This is a genomic window from Stenotrophomonas sp. 14P6.2.3 (genome assembly GCF_057799055.1).
Genome location: NZ_JBYOLA010000002.1, coordinates 250,108 through 265,400 on the forward strand (window position 1 = coordinate 250,108; position 15,293 = coordinate 265,400).

Annotated in this window: 10 protein-coding genes; 4 read left to right on the forward strand and 6 right to left on the reverse strand. The window is 67.6% G+C overall.

Annotated elements, in window-relative coordinates; translation table 11 throughout:
• Positions 1 to 73 precede the first annotated feature (73 nt).
• Entirely contained in the window at positions 74 to 658 is a 585-nt protein-coding gene (rnt, locus tag AC27VL_RS03035) for a ribonuclease T (RefSeq protein ID WP_032951815.1), read from the forward strand.
• A gap of 288 nt (positions 659 to 946) precedes the next feature.
• Here the strand turns inward: rnt and AC27VL_RS03040 are convergent, their stop codons facing one another.
• The 3 genes from AC27VL_RS03040 to AC27VL_RS03050 all read right to left on the reverse strand — a co-directional run bounded on the left by AC27VL_RS03040 (position 947) and on the right by AC27VL_RS03050 (position 6,298).
• On the reverse strand, positions 947 to 3,967 hold the full coding sequence (locus tag AC27VL_RS03040) for a two-component regulator propeller domain-containing protein (protein ID WP_488765507.1): 3,021 nt from the start codon (positions 3,965 to 3,967) through the stop codon (positions 947 to 949).
• 204 nt (positions 3,968 to 4,171) lie between these two features.
• On the reverse strand, positions 4,172 to 5,563 hold the full coding sequence (locus AC27VL_RS03045; protein ID WP_191077551.1) for an ATP-binding protein: 1,392 nt from the start codon (positions 5,561 to 5,563) through the stop codon (positions 4,172 to 4,174).
• A 6-nt stretch (positions 5,564 to 5,569) separates the two neighbouring features.
• Positions 5,570 to 6,298, reverse strand: coding sequence for a response regulator (locus AC27VL_RS03050; RefSeq protein WP_025875399.1), 729 nt, complete (start codon positions 6,296 to 6,298; stop codon positions 5,570 to 5,572).
• A 205-nt stretch (positions 6,299 to 6,503) separates the two neighbouring features.
• Here AC27VL_RS03050 and AC27VL_RS03055 point away from each other — a divergent pair, with 205 nt between their 5' ends.
• The 3 genes from AC27VL_RS03055 to AC27VL_RS03065 are packed head-to-tail and all read left to right on the forward strand — an operon-like array spanning position 6,504 to position 11,133.
• Entirely contained in the window at positions 6,504 to 7,742 is a 1,239-nt protein-coding gene (locus tag AC27VL_RS03055) for an efflux RND transporter periplasmic adaptor subunit (RefSeq protein WP_089239906.1), read from the forward strand.
• The gene (locus tag AC27VL_RS03060) at positions 7,739 to 9,697 is read left to right on the forward strand and encodes a MacB family efflux pump subunit (protein ID WP_100552038.1); all 1,959 of its coding nucleotides are present in this window, start codon (positions 7,739 to 7,741) and stop codon (positions 9,695 to 9,697) included. Before AC27VL_RS03055 ends, AC27VL_RS03060 begins: the two co-directional genes overlap by 4 nt.
• Complete coding sequence (locus AC27VL_RS03065; RefSeq protein ID WP_488765508.1) at positions 9,694 to 11,133, forward strand: TolC family protein; 1,440 nt, start codon at positions 9,694 to 9,696, stop codon at positions 11,131 to 11,133. Before AC27VL_RS03060 ends, AC27VL_RS03065 begins: the two co-directional genes overlap by 4 nt.
• A 113-nt stretch (positions 11,134 to 11,246) precedes the next feature.
• Here AC27VL_RS03065 and rlmB read toward each other — a convergent pair whose 3' ends face one another.
• The 3 genes from rlmB to rnr form a co-directional block, all read right to left on the reverse strand.
• Positions 11,247 to 11,990 (reverse strand): 23S rRNA (guanosine(2251)-2'-O)-methyltransferase RlmB, encoded by a 744-nt coding sequence (gene rlmB, locus AC27VL_RS03070; protein WP_488765509.1) that lies wholly within the window; start codon positions 11,988 to 11,990, stop codon positions 11,247 to 11,249.
• 129 nt (positions 11,991 to 12,119) lie between these two features.
• Positions 12,120 to 12,605 carry a GFA family protein gene (locus AC27VL_RS03075; protein ID WP_488765510.1) on the reverse strand — a complete coding sequence of 162 codons (486 nt, stop codon included), beginning with the start codon at positions 12,603 to 12,605 and terminating at the stop codon, positions 12,120 to 12,122.
• Between the two features lie 121 nt (positions 12,606 to 12,726).
• Positions 12,727 to 15,291, reverse strand: a complete 2,565-nt coding sequence (gene rnr / locus AC27VL_RS03080; RefSeq protein ID WP_488765512.1) for a ribonuclease R — start codon at positions 15,289 to 15,291, stop codon at positions 12,727 to 12,729.
• Positions 15,292 to 15,293: the final 2 nt, after the last annotated feature.

The window sequence follows — 15,293 nt, forward strand, 5'->3', positions numbered from 1 at the left end:
TCCGTACATGACTGACCCCACTTCCGCACCTGCCGCCGCCCCTGTTTCCGACGTACCCCAGGCGCAGCGCGCGATGTCACAACGCTTCCGCGGCTTCCTGCCGGTGGTGGTGGATGTTGAAACCGGCGGCTTCGACAGTCAGCGCAACGCGCTGCTGGAAATCGCTGCCGTGCCGATCGAGATGGACGAGAACGGCCTGCTCTACCCCGGCCAGACCGCCAGCGCCCATGTGGTGCCTGCCGAGGGTCTGGAGATCGACCCGAAGTCGCTGGAAGTAACCGGCATCATCCTCGACCATCCGTTCCGGCTGGCCAAGGAAGAGAAGGCCGCGCTTGATCACGTCTTCACTCCGGTGCGCGCGGCGATGAAGAAGTACGGCTGCCAGCGCGCGATCCTGGTCGGCCACAACGCCCATTTCGACCTGGGCTTCGTCAACGCGGCCGTCGCCCGTACCGGGCACAAGCGCAATCCGTTCCATCCGTTCAGCGTGTTCGATACGGTCACTCTGGCGGGTATCGCCTACGGTCAGACCGTGCTGGCGCGCGCGGCCACGGCGGCCGGGCTGGGCTGGGATGCCAACGAGGCACACAGCGCGGTGTACGACACCGAGCAGACGGCGCGGTTGTTCTGCACGATCGCCAACGCCTGGCCGCGGTAAAGCGGCCAACGGCGGAGCCCCTCGTGGCGGGCTGACAGCGATTCCGGTTAAGGCCGGGCGGGTGGACTGCGCAGGGGACGCTGCAAGTACGTCCCTATAAGCTCGGTCGCCGCATCCATGCGGCTCACGCCCCTGCGCAGCCCACCCGCCCGGCCACGGACACGTTGCTGGGCGCCACGGAAAGATCAGAAAAACGGGAGCAACAGCGGGTCGCTGCGCTCGATGGGTGCCGACCGTTGGTACGGCACTCCAGTAGATCCACGCCATGCGTGGATGCTTCGCACTTGATCAACCGATACTCGTACGATCGCGGCCGTCGCTCTTCGCGCGGTACAGCGCACGGTCGGCGCGCTGGTACAGCAGCGCCGGGGTGCGGTCGTCGCCATCCAGTTCCACCAGCCCGGCACTGAAGGTCACCCGCAGGCCCGGTATGCCGGCCCAGTCCGGGTGGTCATGGAACAGGCCACGCAGGCGCGCGCACAGTTGCGCTGCCTCCTCCAGCCGGGTGTCGTTGAGCAGCAGCGCGAATTCTTCGCCGCCGGTGCGTGCCGGCAGGTCCGAATCGCGACTGGCCGCTGCGATCACCTGGGCCACTTCCACCAGTACCGCATCACCAACGCTGTGGCTGTGCTGGTCGTTGACGTCCTTGAAGTGGTCGATGTCCAGCACCACCAGGCACAGCGGGTGGCCGCTGCGCTGGGCGCGGGCGAAATCGCGGGCCAGAGCCTCGTCGAAACCGCGACGATTGGCCAACCGGGTCAGCGCGTCCTCGCGGGCCTGTCGTTCGAATGCCTCGGCCTGCCGCGCCAGGCGCTCGGCCAGCTCGGTCTTTTCCTGGTTCAACGCCTGCAGGTGCACGGTCTGCGCCTGCAGGTCGAAGGTTGCCTCATCCACGCGCCGTGCCAGGCGCAGGTTGCTGGCCTTGTACTGCTGCAGCAGGAAGCGGTACAGCGCTACCAGCGCGGCCAGCAGCACCAGCCCGGTCAGCGCCTGCACGCTGCGCCGCTGCCACCAGAACGGTTCGACAGTGAAGCTCCACACCGCTTCCTGATGGCCCCAGCTGCCGCCCGGGTGCGAAGCGGCCACGTGCAGCGTGTAATCGCCCGGCGGCAGGCCGACGAACTCCACGCTGCGCTGCGGGCCACGCTCCACCCAGCCGTTGTCCAGACCCTCCAGCCGCGTGCGGTAGCGGATGCGGTCGGACATCAGATAGCTCAGGCCCACGTAGCTCACCGCAAGCCGTCGCCCACCGGGAATCAGGTTGCGCTCGCGGCCTTCCCAGTGCACCGGCGCACCGTCCACCTGTACGTTCTCGATCGCCGCAGGCGGCGCCGGACGCTCGCGGAAGCGCTGCAGCCGCTGCGGATCGACCGTGCTCAGGCCACCGGCGGTCACCACCCAGAACGTGCCGTCCTGGCGCAGGATCGCCGAGGGTCCGGAGCTGCCGTTGGCCTGCGCATTGGCCATGCCGTCGATTTCGTTGTAACGCTCCACGGTTACCCGCGGCGCGCGTCCGTCGGCCACGGCGTTGAGCGTTGCCATATCGGTACGCAGCACACCGCGGTTGCTGCTGATCCACACATTGCCCAGCCGGTCGGGCACCAGCTGGAACACCGCATCCACCGGCATGCCCTGCTCCAGGCCCACGCGCGCCAGCGTGCCGCGCTGCCAGCGGTACAGCCCACGGTCGCTGCTGATCCACATCGCATCGCCGATCTGGTGGAAGCCGAACACGCTGCGGCCACCGCCCAGCGGCGCCAGGTCGATCGACTGCACGCGATCACCACGCAGCACGCGGACGCCTTCGATGGTACCGATCCACAGATTTCCCTGGTGATCGTGTTCCAGCGCGGTGGTCAGGCCCGCCGGCATGCCGGGAACCGTGGGCACACTTACCTCGTCACCCTCGATGCGGACCACGCCCTTCTGCGTCCCCGCCCAGACCACGCCGTCAGGGGCGATGCTGATCGCGCGGATGTTGCCGCCGGGCAGGCCATCGGCCGCAGCGTAGTTGTGGCGAAGCCGTCCATCGGCGCGCAACCGGTAGATGCCGTCGCCGAAGGTGCCCACCCACAGATCGCCGCCAGCATCCTGCGCCAGGCTCAACACCGAGGGCGCCTTGCCACCGCGGTTGTGCAGCGGCATCGCGCGGAATCGACCGTCAGCAGTCTGCAGGTCCAGGCCACTGGCACTGCCCACCCACAGGTGGCGGTCACGGTCTTCCAGCACCGTGCGCACGTAGTCGCCGCTGAGGCCATCGCGCTCGGTGTAGCTGCTGAACAGGGTTTCGCGCAGGCGGTACAGGCCGCCGTTGGCACCCACCCAGATGCTGCCCTCGGCATCCTCGCGCAGGCTGACCACACGCCCGCCGGGCAGGTTCAGACCGGCCGGCAGGCGCTCCAGGCCATGCGCCGAAATGCGCAGCAGGCCCTGGTTCTCGGTGCCCAGCCACAGGTCGCCATGGCGGTCCTGCAGCATCGCGGTCAAGTGCAGCTGGCCGGGCAGCCGGTGCACCAGCACCAGGCGATCATCCTCCACCCGGTACAGGCGCTCGCCCGCGACAATCCACAGCGCGCCATCGGGCGCGCGATAAGGCCATGACAGGCCCTTGTCCACGCCCCACGCCGCCGGCGCGCGCTGCAGCACGCCGTCGTTGTCACGCAGCACCAGGCCGTCGAGGGTGCCGATCCAGACCCGGTCCTGCGCGTCGACCGCCATCTTGGTGAAACTCATCGCCAGCGGCAGGTCCGGCGGTGGGCGCTGGTAGACGATGCCCTTGTCAGGGGTCAGGTAGGCGATGCCCTTGCCTTCATACAGCAGCCACAGGCGTCCCTGGCTGTCCATCTGCATGGACTGGATCAGCACCTGCGGCGTATCCGGTTGGTGCTCCCAGACCCGCCACTGGCCATCATTGCCGCGGTGGCTGACATTGCCGCGCGAGTCGCTGATCCACAGCCCGCCCTGCGGGTCGACCAGCAGCGCGCCGATGCCGTTGTCGCGCAGCCCTGGCCGGGTGCTGCGGTCGAACACGGTGAAATCCAGGCCGTTGTAGCGCACCAGGCCTTCCCAGGTGGCGAACCAGAGGTGGCCTTCCGGGGTCTGCGCGATGTCACGCAGCGAGTTGTGCGGCAACCCATTGCGCGAGGTCCACACGTCGATGGCGTAGTCGCGCAGCGGCGGTGCGCCACTCTGCGCGGCCAGCGGCGCGGCTATCGCCAGCAGCAGCCACAGCATGCCCAGTCGCAGCAGGCAACCGATCCGTTCCGCGTGGCGCCCCGCCCGGCGCCTTTCCGCCCCCTGTCCGCCCATCAGCGCAGCGGCGGCGGCCAGCTGCGGATGCCGGTGGTGCCGGCAGACGCGAACAGGAATGGCCGCACCGCGCAGGGCGGCATGCCGGCAGGAACGGGCAGGCTCATCGGACGAAGAATGGGGAAGTACGCAGATGATAGGGCAAACCCTGTCTTCGGCGTCACCGCGCCCGGCGCAACCGGGCCTGGACAGGGATTGCCGCTGCTACCGCGCCTCGGCGCTGGTGGACCACTGCACCACCGCTTCCAGCCCACCTTCGGGGCGGTTGCGCAACCACAGTCGGCCGCCGTCCTTTTCGGCCAGCGCACGGGCGATGGTCAGGCCCAGGCCGGCACCGCCGGTCTCGCGCGAACGTGAGGTCTCCACCCGCACGAACGGGTCGAACACCGCTTCCAGCTGGTCATCCGCCAGCCCAGGGCCGTCATCGGCGATGACCACCGTGATCGTGCCCTCGCCGCGCTCGACACGTACCCGGGCGCGTTGTGCGTACATCACCGCGTTGTCCACCAGGTTGGAGAACAGGCGATGCATCGCCAAAGGGCGCAGCATCAGCACTGCGCCGCTGCGGCCTTCGAAGACGACGTCGGCGCCGTCCTCGGCGGTGTCCTCGACGATGCTCTCCAGCAGCGAATCCAGGTCCAGCGCGGCGCGCTGTTCGGCACTCTCCGCACTTCGGGCCAGTTCCAGACCCTCGCGTACCAGCGCCTGCATCGCGGCCAGGTCGCCGATCAGGCGCTCGCGCAGGGTCTCGTCGGTCACGTTTTCCAAACGCAGGCGCAGCCGGGTCAGCGGCGTCTGCAGGTCGTGGGTGATCGCTGCCAGCATCTGCGTGCGTTCGGCCAGATGGCGCTGCAGCCGATGCTGCATGGCATTGAAGGCCTCGGCGGCGCGCTGCACTTCGCGTGGCCCGCGCAGCGGCAATGGCGCTCGCTGCAGGTCATCGCCCAGGTCCTCGGCAGCGGCCGCCAGCTCCTGCAACGGCGCACTGGCCATGCGTGCCACCACGTACGCCAGCACGGCAATGGCCAGCACCAGCAGGGTCAGGAACAGCGGGTCCACGGCGAGAATGCCGTTATGCGCGATCGCCGGCGAATCCAGGGCGAGCTTCAGCAACGTGCCGTCGTTGAGCACCACGTCCACCGCCCGGCACTTGGGTGGAATGAAGGTGGGATCGCGTTCGCGTGGTGGCTTGCGGTGGCCCGGCGGCGGCGGCGGCAGCAGATCCTGCAGCTTGGGAATGCACGAACGGAACGAGGCGAAGTGCACATGCGCCCGCGACACCGGGCCCGGGCGGTCCTCCAGTACTTCCATCAGCGCCTTGTCGGCCCGCCCGATGCGTGCGCCGGGCTGCAGTGCCCGCACGCTGGGGCCACCGACTTCCAGCAACCGCTCGCGCAGCTCCGGATTGCCGTCTAGCAGATTGATGTAGCCCTGAAGGCGATCAGCGATGCGGTTCAGGTTCTGCCGCTCGAATTCCTGCTGCCGCTTGGAACTGGCCAGCATGGTGGCGCCGATCGCAGCCACGCTCATGCCCAGCAGCAGGATCACGAACAGCCGTCCGACCATCGAGGACAGGAAGTGGCGCAGGCGATTCATCGCGGCTTATTCCAGGTTGACGGCCGAGGCCAGCACATAGCCTTCATTGCGCACGGTCTTGATCAGGCCATCGGGGCCACCGTCATCGGCCAGCTTGTTGCGCAGCCGGCTGACCTGCAGGTCGATGGCGCGGTCCTGCGCTTCATAGTTGCGGCCGCTGCTGAGGGCCACCAGCTGCTCGCGCGAGAGCACCTTGTTGGCATGTGCGATGAACACCCGCAGCAGGCGGAACTCGGCGCCGGACAGCACCACCACGCGCCCGTCCGGGTCGACCAGGTGGCGATGCTCCAGGTCGAAAATCCAGCGCGAGAAACGCGCACGGCGCACCGCCAGCGGTTCCAGGTTGGCCGGCAGCGCTTCGGTACGACGCAGCACGTTGCGGATGCGTGCCAGCAGTTCGCGCGGTTCGAACGGCTTGGCCAGGTAGTCGTCTGCACCCATTTCCAGGCCGAGCACGCGGTCGATCGGCTCGGCGCGCGCGGTGAGCATGATCACCGGCGTGTTCGAGCGCGCGCGGAGGTCGCGGCACAGGGTGAGGCCATCTTCGCGTGGCAGGTTGAGGTCGAGCACGATCAGGTCCACGTGTTCGCGTTCCAGCAGCTGGCGCATGCTGGTGCCATCGGCGGCGGTGCTGACCTGGTAGCCAGCGCGGCCAAGCTGCTCGGCCAGCAGGGTGCGGATATCGTTGTCGTCATCGACGATCAGCAAACGGTGCATCGGGTTTTCAGTCTCCATGTCGCGAATCATCCCGTGTCGGCAGCTGAACCGCATCCAGGCCAATACGTACCACTGTATCCCCCGCAGTGCGGGATACCTGCTGATACGCAGTCTCGGCGACAGTGTTACATAGAGACACACCCCGAGGATTGAGCACAGCGTCGCTCGATCTTCACAATGCCCACCAACGCCGCCACTGCGGCCCCCAGAGTGAAGCCGCCACGTGATCTCCCGCCTGTTGCCCGCGACCCGCAAGGGTCGCCTGATGTTGATCGCCCTGCTTGTCCTGATCGCCGCCGTTTCCGCCTGGTGGCTGCTGCGCAAGCCGGCCGCACCGGCCCTGGCGACCACCCCGGTCAGCCGCGGCGACATCGAGCAGACGGTGGAGGCTACCGGCGTGATCGACGCCTACAAGCTGGTCAGCGTCGGTGCGCAGGCCTCCGGCCAGATCAAGTCGCTGAAGGTGCAGCTGGGCGATACGGTGAAGGAAGGCGACCTGATCGCCGAGATCGACGCCACCACCCAGCAGAACCAGGTGCTCAACGCACAGGCCTCGCTGGACCAGGTGACCGCCCAGCGCGCGGTGCAGCAGGCCACCCTGCGCCAGGCCGAACTGGAGTTCGCACGCCAGCAGCAGATGCTGGCGGCCGAAGCCACCTCGCGCCAGGAATACGATGCCGCCGAGGCCCAGCTGAAGACCGCGCGTGCGCAGCTGCAGTCCTACGAGGCGCAGATCAAGGGCCGCGAAACCGAACTGGGCACCGCCCGTGCCAACCTGGCCTATACCCGCATCGTCGCGCCGATGGATGGCACCGTGGTGGCGGTGGTGGCCGAGGAAGGCCGCACGGTGAACGCCAACCAGACCGCACCGACCATCGTGATGCTGGCACGGCTGGATGTGGTGACCGTCAACGCCGAGGTCTCCGAGGCCGACGTGGTCAAGATCAAGGCCGGCATGCCGGTGTACTTCACCACGCTGGGCGACCCGGACCGCAAGTACCACGCCACGCTGCGGCAGATCAATCCGGCGCCGGCGTCGATCGCCAACGAGAGCTCGTCCAGTTCCAGCAGCTCGTCCAGTTCCAGCTCCAGCAGCGCGGTCTACTACAACGCGTTGTTCGACGTGGAAAACCCCGATGGCACCCTGCGCATCGACATGACCGCACAGGTATCGGTGCTGCTCAAGCAGGCCAAGGGCGTGCTGATGGTGCCGGCCGTTGCACTGGGTCCGAAGTCACGCGATGGCGAGCGCATCGTGCGGGTGGTCGATGACAAGGGCCAGCCGCAGCCACGCAAGGTCAAGGTCGGCATCAACAACGGCGCCAACGTCGAGGTCCTGTCCGGCCTGAAGGAAGGCGAGCGTGTGGTGGTCGGCGAAGGCGGCGCTGCGGCAGCCGCTGGCGGCGGCAACCGTGGCGGCATGCAGATGCGGGTCGGCGGCCCGGGCATGGGGCGCCGATGAGCACGACGGCGCCGCTGCTGCGCCTGCGCGACCTGCGACGCGAGTTCCCTGCCGGCGAAGACGTCATCGCCGTGCTGCGCGACGTCAACCTGGACATCCATGCCGGTGAGATGGTGGCGATCGTCGGCCAGTCCGGTTCGGGCAAGTCCACGCTGATGAACATCCTCGGCTGCCTGGACCGCCCGACCCGTGGCAGCTACCAGGTAGCGGGCCGCGAGACCGGGAAAATGGCACCCGACGAGCTGGCCGAGCTGCGCCGCGAGCACTTCGGTTTCATCTTCCAGCGCTACCACCTGCTGGGCGATCTCGACGCGCGCGGCAATGTGGCCGTGCCGGCGGTCTATGCCGGCAGCCCGGGCCCGGTGCGCACCGCGCGTGCCGAGCAGCTGCTGCAGCGTCTGGGCCTGGCCGACCGCATGCACCACAAGCCCGGGCAGCTGTCCGGTGGCCAGCAGCAACGCGTGTCGATCGCGCGTGCGCTGATGAACGGTGGCGAGGTGATCCTGGCCGACGAACCGACCGGCGCCCTGGACACGAAATCCGGCGAAGAGGTGATGGCCATCCTCGGCGAGCTGCATGCCGAAGGCCATACCATCATCATCGTCACCCACGACATGAGCGTGGCCGAGCACGCACAACGCATCATCGAGATCCGCGACGGCGAGATCATCGCCGACCGCGCCAATCCGGCCGCGCCCAGCTACCGTGCGCAACGCGAACCGAGCGCCGGCGTCGCCCACGGCAGCAGCTGGCAGGCTGCCCGCGACCGCTTCACCGAAGCGTTCCGGATGGCCCTGCTGGCAATGAACGCCCACCGCCTGCGCACCTTCCTGACCATGCTCGGCATCATCATCGGCATCGCTTCGGTGGTATCGGTGGTGGCACTGGGCAACGGCTCGCAGCAGCAGATCCTGCAGAACATCAGCGCACTGGGTACCAACACCATCGACGTCTACCCCGGTCGCGGATTCGGCGACATGCGTTCGGCGCGGGTGCAGACCCTCAAGGCCAGCGATGCCGATGCTCTGTCACGGCAGAGCTACGTCGACAGCGCCACCCCCAGCGTGTCCAGTTCGGTCACCGCGCGCTACCGCAACCAGTCAGCCACCGCGCAGATCAGCGGCGTCGGCGAGCAGTACTTCCGGGTGAAGGGCGTGAGCCTGCTCAGCGGCAGCTTCTTCGACACCGATGCGGTGAAGGGACTCGGCCAGGTGGCGGTGATCGATGAGAACACCAGGACCCAGTTCTTCCCCGACAGCGACCCGATCGGCCAGGTGATCCTGCTTGGCAATGTGCCGGTGCGCGTGGTCGGCGTGGCCAAGAAACAGAGCTTCGGTTTCGGCGGCAGCACCAGCCTGAGCGTGTTCGTGCCCTACACCACGGTGATGTCGCGCATGCTCGGGCAGAGCCACGTTTCCAGCATCACCGTGCGGGTGAACGATGAAACGCCGATGGATGCGGCGCAGGAAGCGATCACCCGGCTGCTGACCATGCGCCACGGGACCGAGGACTTCTTCCTCAGCAACAGCGCCGAGATCCGCGACACCATCGAACAGACCACGCGCACGATGACCCTGCTGATCGGCGCCATTGCCGCCATCGCGCTGCTGGTCGGTGGCATCGGCGTGATGAACATCATGCTGGTCTCGGTCACCGAGCGTACCCGCGAGATCGGCGTGCGCATGGCGGTGGGTGCGCGGCAGAGCGATATCCGCCAGCAGTTCCTGATCGAAGCGGTGCTGGTGTGCCTGCTCGGCGGACTGCTCGGCATCGGCCTGGCCCTGCTGATGGGCGTGTTGATCGGCCGTTTCGCCAGCGATTTCCAGGTGCTGTTCTCCACCGCTTCCATCATTGCCGCCTTCGCCTGTTCAACCCTGATCGGCGTGGCGTTCGGCTTCCTGCCGGCGCGCAGTGCCGCCCAGCTTGACCCGGTGGAGGCCCTGGCCCGCGAATGAAGATGATGACCCGACTGCCCTTCCCCGCTCCCTCGCGCCTGCTGCTGGCCGGCGCCGTGCTGCTTGCACTCTCCGCCTGCGCTTCGGTAGGCCGCTATCCGGTTGAAGACCCCAGCGTTGCCGCCACCTATGGTCGTGGCGATGCGACCCTCAACGCGCCGGCCGACGACCCGCGCAGTGGCCTGGACACCCCGGCCCGCGACATCCGCCAGGACCACTGGTGGACCGGCTTCGGCGATGCGCGTCTGGACCGCCTGGTCGCACAGGCATTGACCGCCAACAGTGACCTCGGCGCTGCCGGCCTGGCCGTGCAGCGTGCACGCCTGCAGGCCGGGCTGGCCAGCAACGCGCTGTGGCCGCAGCCTTCATCGTCCGGCGTCAGCGGCAGTGGCAGCCGTGCCACCGACCAGGCTGACGACTGGCGCCGCAGCTATTCCACCGGAGTGTCGCTGGGGTGGGAAATCGACCTGTGGGGCCGCCTGCGCAGCCAGCGCGACATTGCCCGCTGGGAGGCACAGGCCAGCGAAGAAGACCAGCAGAACACCGCCCTGCTGGTGATCGGCGATGTCATCAACCAGTACTGGGCACTGGCCTATCTCAACCAGTCCATCGCCACCGGCCAGGCCAACCTCGAGCGGCTGCAACGCACGCATGAACTGGTGCAGGCACGCTTCGATGCCGGTGCGGTTTCGCGGCTGGAAGTACGCCAGGCACTGCAGAACCTGCAGTCGCAGCGTTCGGCGCAGAGCGCGCTGGAGCAACAGCGGGTGGAAGTGCGCAATGCGCTGACCGTGCTGCTGGATGGCACGCCGTGGCCGCAGCAGGACGAACCGCAGAACCTGCTGGAGGCGCAGAGCCCGACCATTGCCGAAGGCCTGCCGGCCGACCTGCTCGGTCGCCGGCCCGACCTGCGTGCAGCCGAACTGCGTCTGCGCAACAGCCTGAAGACGATCCGGGTGACCGCTACCCAGTACTACCCGGCATTGAGCCTGACCGGCAGCCTGGGTTCCAGCGCGACCTCGCTGGGCGATGTACTGCGCAATCCGGTGGCGACGCTCGGGGCTGGCCTGTCGCTGCCTTTCCTCAACCTGCAGCGCGCGCAGCTGGATACGGACGTGGCCGGTACCAACTACCAGATCGCTGCCACCAACTTCCGCAAGACGCTGTACACCGCGCTGTCGGAGGTGGACAACGCCCTGTCCGCCCGTGAGCAGCTGCTGCGCCAGGTGACCGCCTCGCAGGCGTCTTACGACGAAGCGGTGGAAGTGGAGCGCGCGCAGGAAGTGCGCTATCGCGTGGGCGCCACCGACCTGCGTACCTGGCTGGAAGCACAGCAGACCCGCCGCGATGCGGAACTGTCACTGGCGCGCGTGCGGCAAAGCCAGTTGAACAACGACGTGACGCTGTTCAAGGCACTGGGTGGCAGCGCAGGGTGACTTCTTCTTCTGTAGAGCCGAGCCCACGCTCGGCTGCTTTTCGTCTCGATGCCGGTGCCGCGCGGTGCGCGGCAGCCGAGCGTGGGCTCGGCTCTACAGGGACGGTTGCCTGATCAACCGCGCTGGCGCACGACCTCGAACAGGCTGACGCCGGCAGCGACCGAAACGTTCAGGCTCTCGATCTCGCCCGGCATCGGAATCTTGACCAGACCGTCGCAGTTCTCGCGGGTCAGGCGGCGCAGGCCATCGGCTTCGCCGCCCAGCACCAGGGCGATGTTGCCCTTCAGTTCCAGCTGGTACAGCGACGCGGTGGCCTCACCGGCCAGGCCGTAGATCCAGACGCCCTGCTTCTGCAGGTCCTTCAGGCAGCGCGACAGGTTGGTCACCGCCACCACCGGGATGCGGTCGGCGGCGCCGGCCGAAGTCTTGCGCACGGTGGCGTTGACCGTGGCCGACTTGTCCTTGGGGATGATCACGGCGGTGGCACCGGCCGCAGCGGCCGAGCGCAGGCAGGCGCCGAGGTTGTGCGGGTCCTGCACCTCGTCCAGCACCAGCAGCAGCGCCTTGCCTTCCGCAGCGGTGACCAGGCCTTCCAGCTCGTTCTCGTTGTAGGTGCGGGCGGCGGCATAACGCGCGGCCACGCCCTGGTGGCGCACCGAACCGCCCACGCCGTCCAGCGCCTGGCTGTTGACCTTGCGCACGTCGATGCCCTTGCGGCGGGCGTTTTCCTCGATCTCGGTCAGGCGCGGGTTCTTCGCACCGGCCTCGACCAGCACTTCGCGGACGTTCTCGGCGTCGTTCTCGATGGAGGAGGCGACGGCGTTGACGCCGACGATCCACTGGCTGTTCTTGCTCATGCGGGCAGGACCGGAAAGGGGGTGGCTATGGTAGAGCATCGGCGGGCCGGGCGCTGCGGCGGCTCGCCGGTAGCGCCGGGCCATGCCCGGCGACCGTTGTCCGACGCCCCCGCCGGGCATGGCCCGGCGCTACCCGCGCGTGCGCGGCGGCCAGTGCGGGGTGTCGTGGTCGGGGTGCTGGTGGGACACGATCGTGGCCAGGAACTCCAGCGCGGCGACATCTTCCTCGGTGCGGCGTGCCGGCAGCCTGCCCAGCCCGTCAACGAAGGGCAGCTTGCGCTCGACGCCATACTGGATGGTCGGCGGCAGGCGCTCAGGCTGATCGAAGGCACCGGCGGCCACCGCCACGCCATCGGGCGCTTCATAGGTCAACGGCGTACCGCAGTCGGCGCAGAACCCGCGCCGCACCACGTTGGACGACTGGAAATAACGCGGTTGGCCGCGGGTCCAGCTGAACTGCACGCCGCGCACCGAGACCAGCGGCGCGTAGTACGCGCCGAAGGCCTTCTGGCACATCCGGCAGTGGCAGATCGAACTGTCGGTCAGCTCGCCACGCACCTGGAAGCGGATTGCACCGCACTGGCAGCCGCCGCTGTATTCGGGTTGGCCCTGCATGGTGGATTTCTCCGAAACGTCGTGCCAACCAACGGTTGGCACCTACCGGGTGAGGTGGGTGCCGACCGTTGGTTTGCACCTACCGGGCGAGGTGGGTGCCGACCGTTGGTCGGCACACCTTTCAATACTTCTTTTTCGTGCGCTTGGCCGGCTTGCCGCGCTCGGGCAACGGGGCCGGGCTTGCCACCTCTTCCTCGCCCTTGTGCTCGACCAGACGGAAGTCGATCTTGCGCTCTTCCATGCTGGCCTTCAGCACCAGGATGCGCACCTGGTCCCCCAGCCGATAACTGCTGCCACGGCGCTCACCGGTCAACGTCTTGCGGGTCGCGTCGAACTTGTAATAGTCCTGCGGCAGCTGGGTCACGTGCACCAGGCCCTGTACCTTCGAGTCGGCCAGCTCCACGAACAGGCCGAAGCTGGTCACGCCGCTGATCACGCCGTCGAACTGGCCACCCACGTGCTTTTCCATCCACGCGGCACGGTAACGCTCATCCACCTCGCGCTCTGCCTCATCGGCACGACGCTCACGCTCGGAGCACTGCAGTGCCAGTGCGGCCATCTCGCGGGCGTTGTAGGTGAACTTGTCCAGCGGTTTGCCCGACAGCGCATGCTTGATCGCACGGTGCACCAGCAGATCCGGGTAACGACGGATCGGCGAGGTGAAGTGCGCGTACGCCTCCAGCGCCAGGCCGAAGTGACCATTGTTGTCGGGGCTGTACACGGCCAGGCTCTGACTGCGCAGCAGCACCGATTCCAGCAGCGTGGCATCGGGACGGTCGCGGATCTTCTTCAGCAGCTTGGTGTAATCGCCCGGGCGCACCTTCGACCACGGCGGCAGGCTCAGCTTGAACTCCTTGAGGAACTCCAGCAGATCGGCGTACTTGGTCTCCGGCGGCTTCTCATGCACGCGGTAAGGCGCCGGCACATGGCGCGACAACAGATACTTCGCCGCCTCCACGTTGGCCGCGATCATGCATTCTTCGATCAGCTTGTGCGCATCGTTGCGCACCAGCATGCCGGCCTGGGTGACTTCGCCGCGATTGTCGAGCACGAAGCGGACTTCGCTGCTTTCAAACTCGATCGCGCCACGCTTGGTGCGCGCCTTGGACAGCACCTTGTACAGTTGGTGCAAGCGCTGCACCTGCGGCAGCAGGTCGCCGATGAACGCCTTCGCACCGGCATCATCCTCGCCTACCGCCTGCCACACCTGGGTGTAGGTCAGGCGCGCGTGCGAATTCATCACCGCTTCGTAGAAGCGCGAGTGGGTGACGACGCCTTCGCGGTCGATCTGCATGTCGCAGACAAAGCACATGCGATCGACCTTCGGCATCAGCGAGCAGATGCCGTTGGACAGCGTTTCCGGCAGCATCGGCACCACGAAGCCCGGGAAGTACACCGAGGTGGCGCGCTTCTGCGCTTCATCATCCAGCGGCGTGCCGGGACGGACATAGTTGGAGACGTCGGCAATGGCGACCACCAGGCGGAAGCCATCGGCGTTCGGCTCGCAGTACACCGCGTCGTCGAAGTCCTTGGCGTCCTCGCCATCGATGGTGACCAGCGGCGTGCTGCGCAGGTCGACGCGGTCACCGATCATCGCCGGCTCGACCACCAGCGGCACCGAGGCGGCTTCGTCCAGCACCTCCTGCGGGAACTCGAACGGCAGCTCATGGCCGTGAATCGCAGTCTCCACCACCAGCGATGCGGTCAGCTTGTCGCCGAGCACGGCGATGATGCGGCCGATCGGCGGGCGGCGGCTGTCCGGTGCCTGGGTCAGTTCGCAGACGACCAGCTGGCCATCGCGCGCGCCGCCGGTCTGGTCCGGCGGTACCTGCACGTTGCGCTGGATGCGCTTGTCATCGGGCACCACGTAGTTGATGCCCATCTCGACGCTGAAGCGGCCGATCAGGCGCGTCATGCCGCGCTCAAGCACACGGGCGATGCTGCCTTCGCGACGGCCGCGGTGATCGATGCCGGTGACACGGGCCAACACCTTGTCGCCGTGCATCACCTTGCGCATTTCGTACGGCGGCAGGAACAGGTCGTCGCCGCCTTCAACCGGGCGCAGGAAGCCGAACCCTTCCGGATTGGCGATCACCACGCCGGTGACCAGATTCAAGGTCTGGATGGGCGCGAAACCGCCGCGGCGGTTCTGCACCAGCTGGCCATCGCGGACCATGGCGCCGAGCCGGCGCGACAGCGCTTCGGCACGGTCCGGTGCGGTCAGGCCCAGGCGCGCACCGAGTTCTTCAGCGGTCTGCGGCCCTTCGCAGCGCTCCAGCAGGGCCAGGATGGCCTCGCGGCTGGCGATGGGTTGTTCGTACTTTTCTGCTTCGCGGGACGCATAGGGATCGTCGATCACCTTGCCCGTCGGCGGCAGCTTGCGGCCCGGCGCGGGGGCCGGTGCCTCTGCGTTGCGGCGGCCTCGACCAGACGGCGGTGCGCCACCTTCGGCCAGTGTGGGGAGCCAGCCCGGCAACGGCTTGCCTGGCTTGTTGTTGCGGGCCGGGCCGGCCTTGACACCCTTGTTGGGGGCTTCACTGCGGGACTTGCTCCCGCCCTTGCTTGGTTTTTTGGTAGTCATCGCCCTCCATGGTAGCCGTTGCGGGCGTGCAGAACGGGTCAGCAGACCGGTTGAAGCATCCCCATTAAGAATTTTCGGGAAATCGTTGACAGCCCCCCGGTTCATCT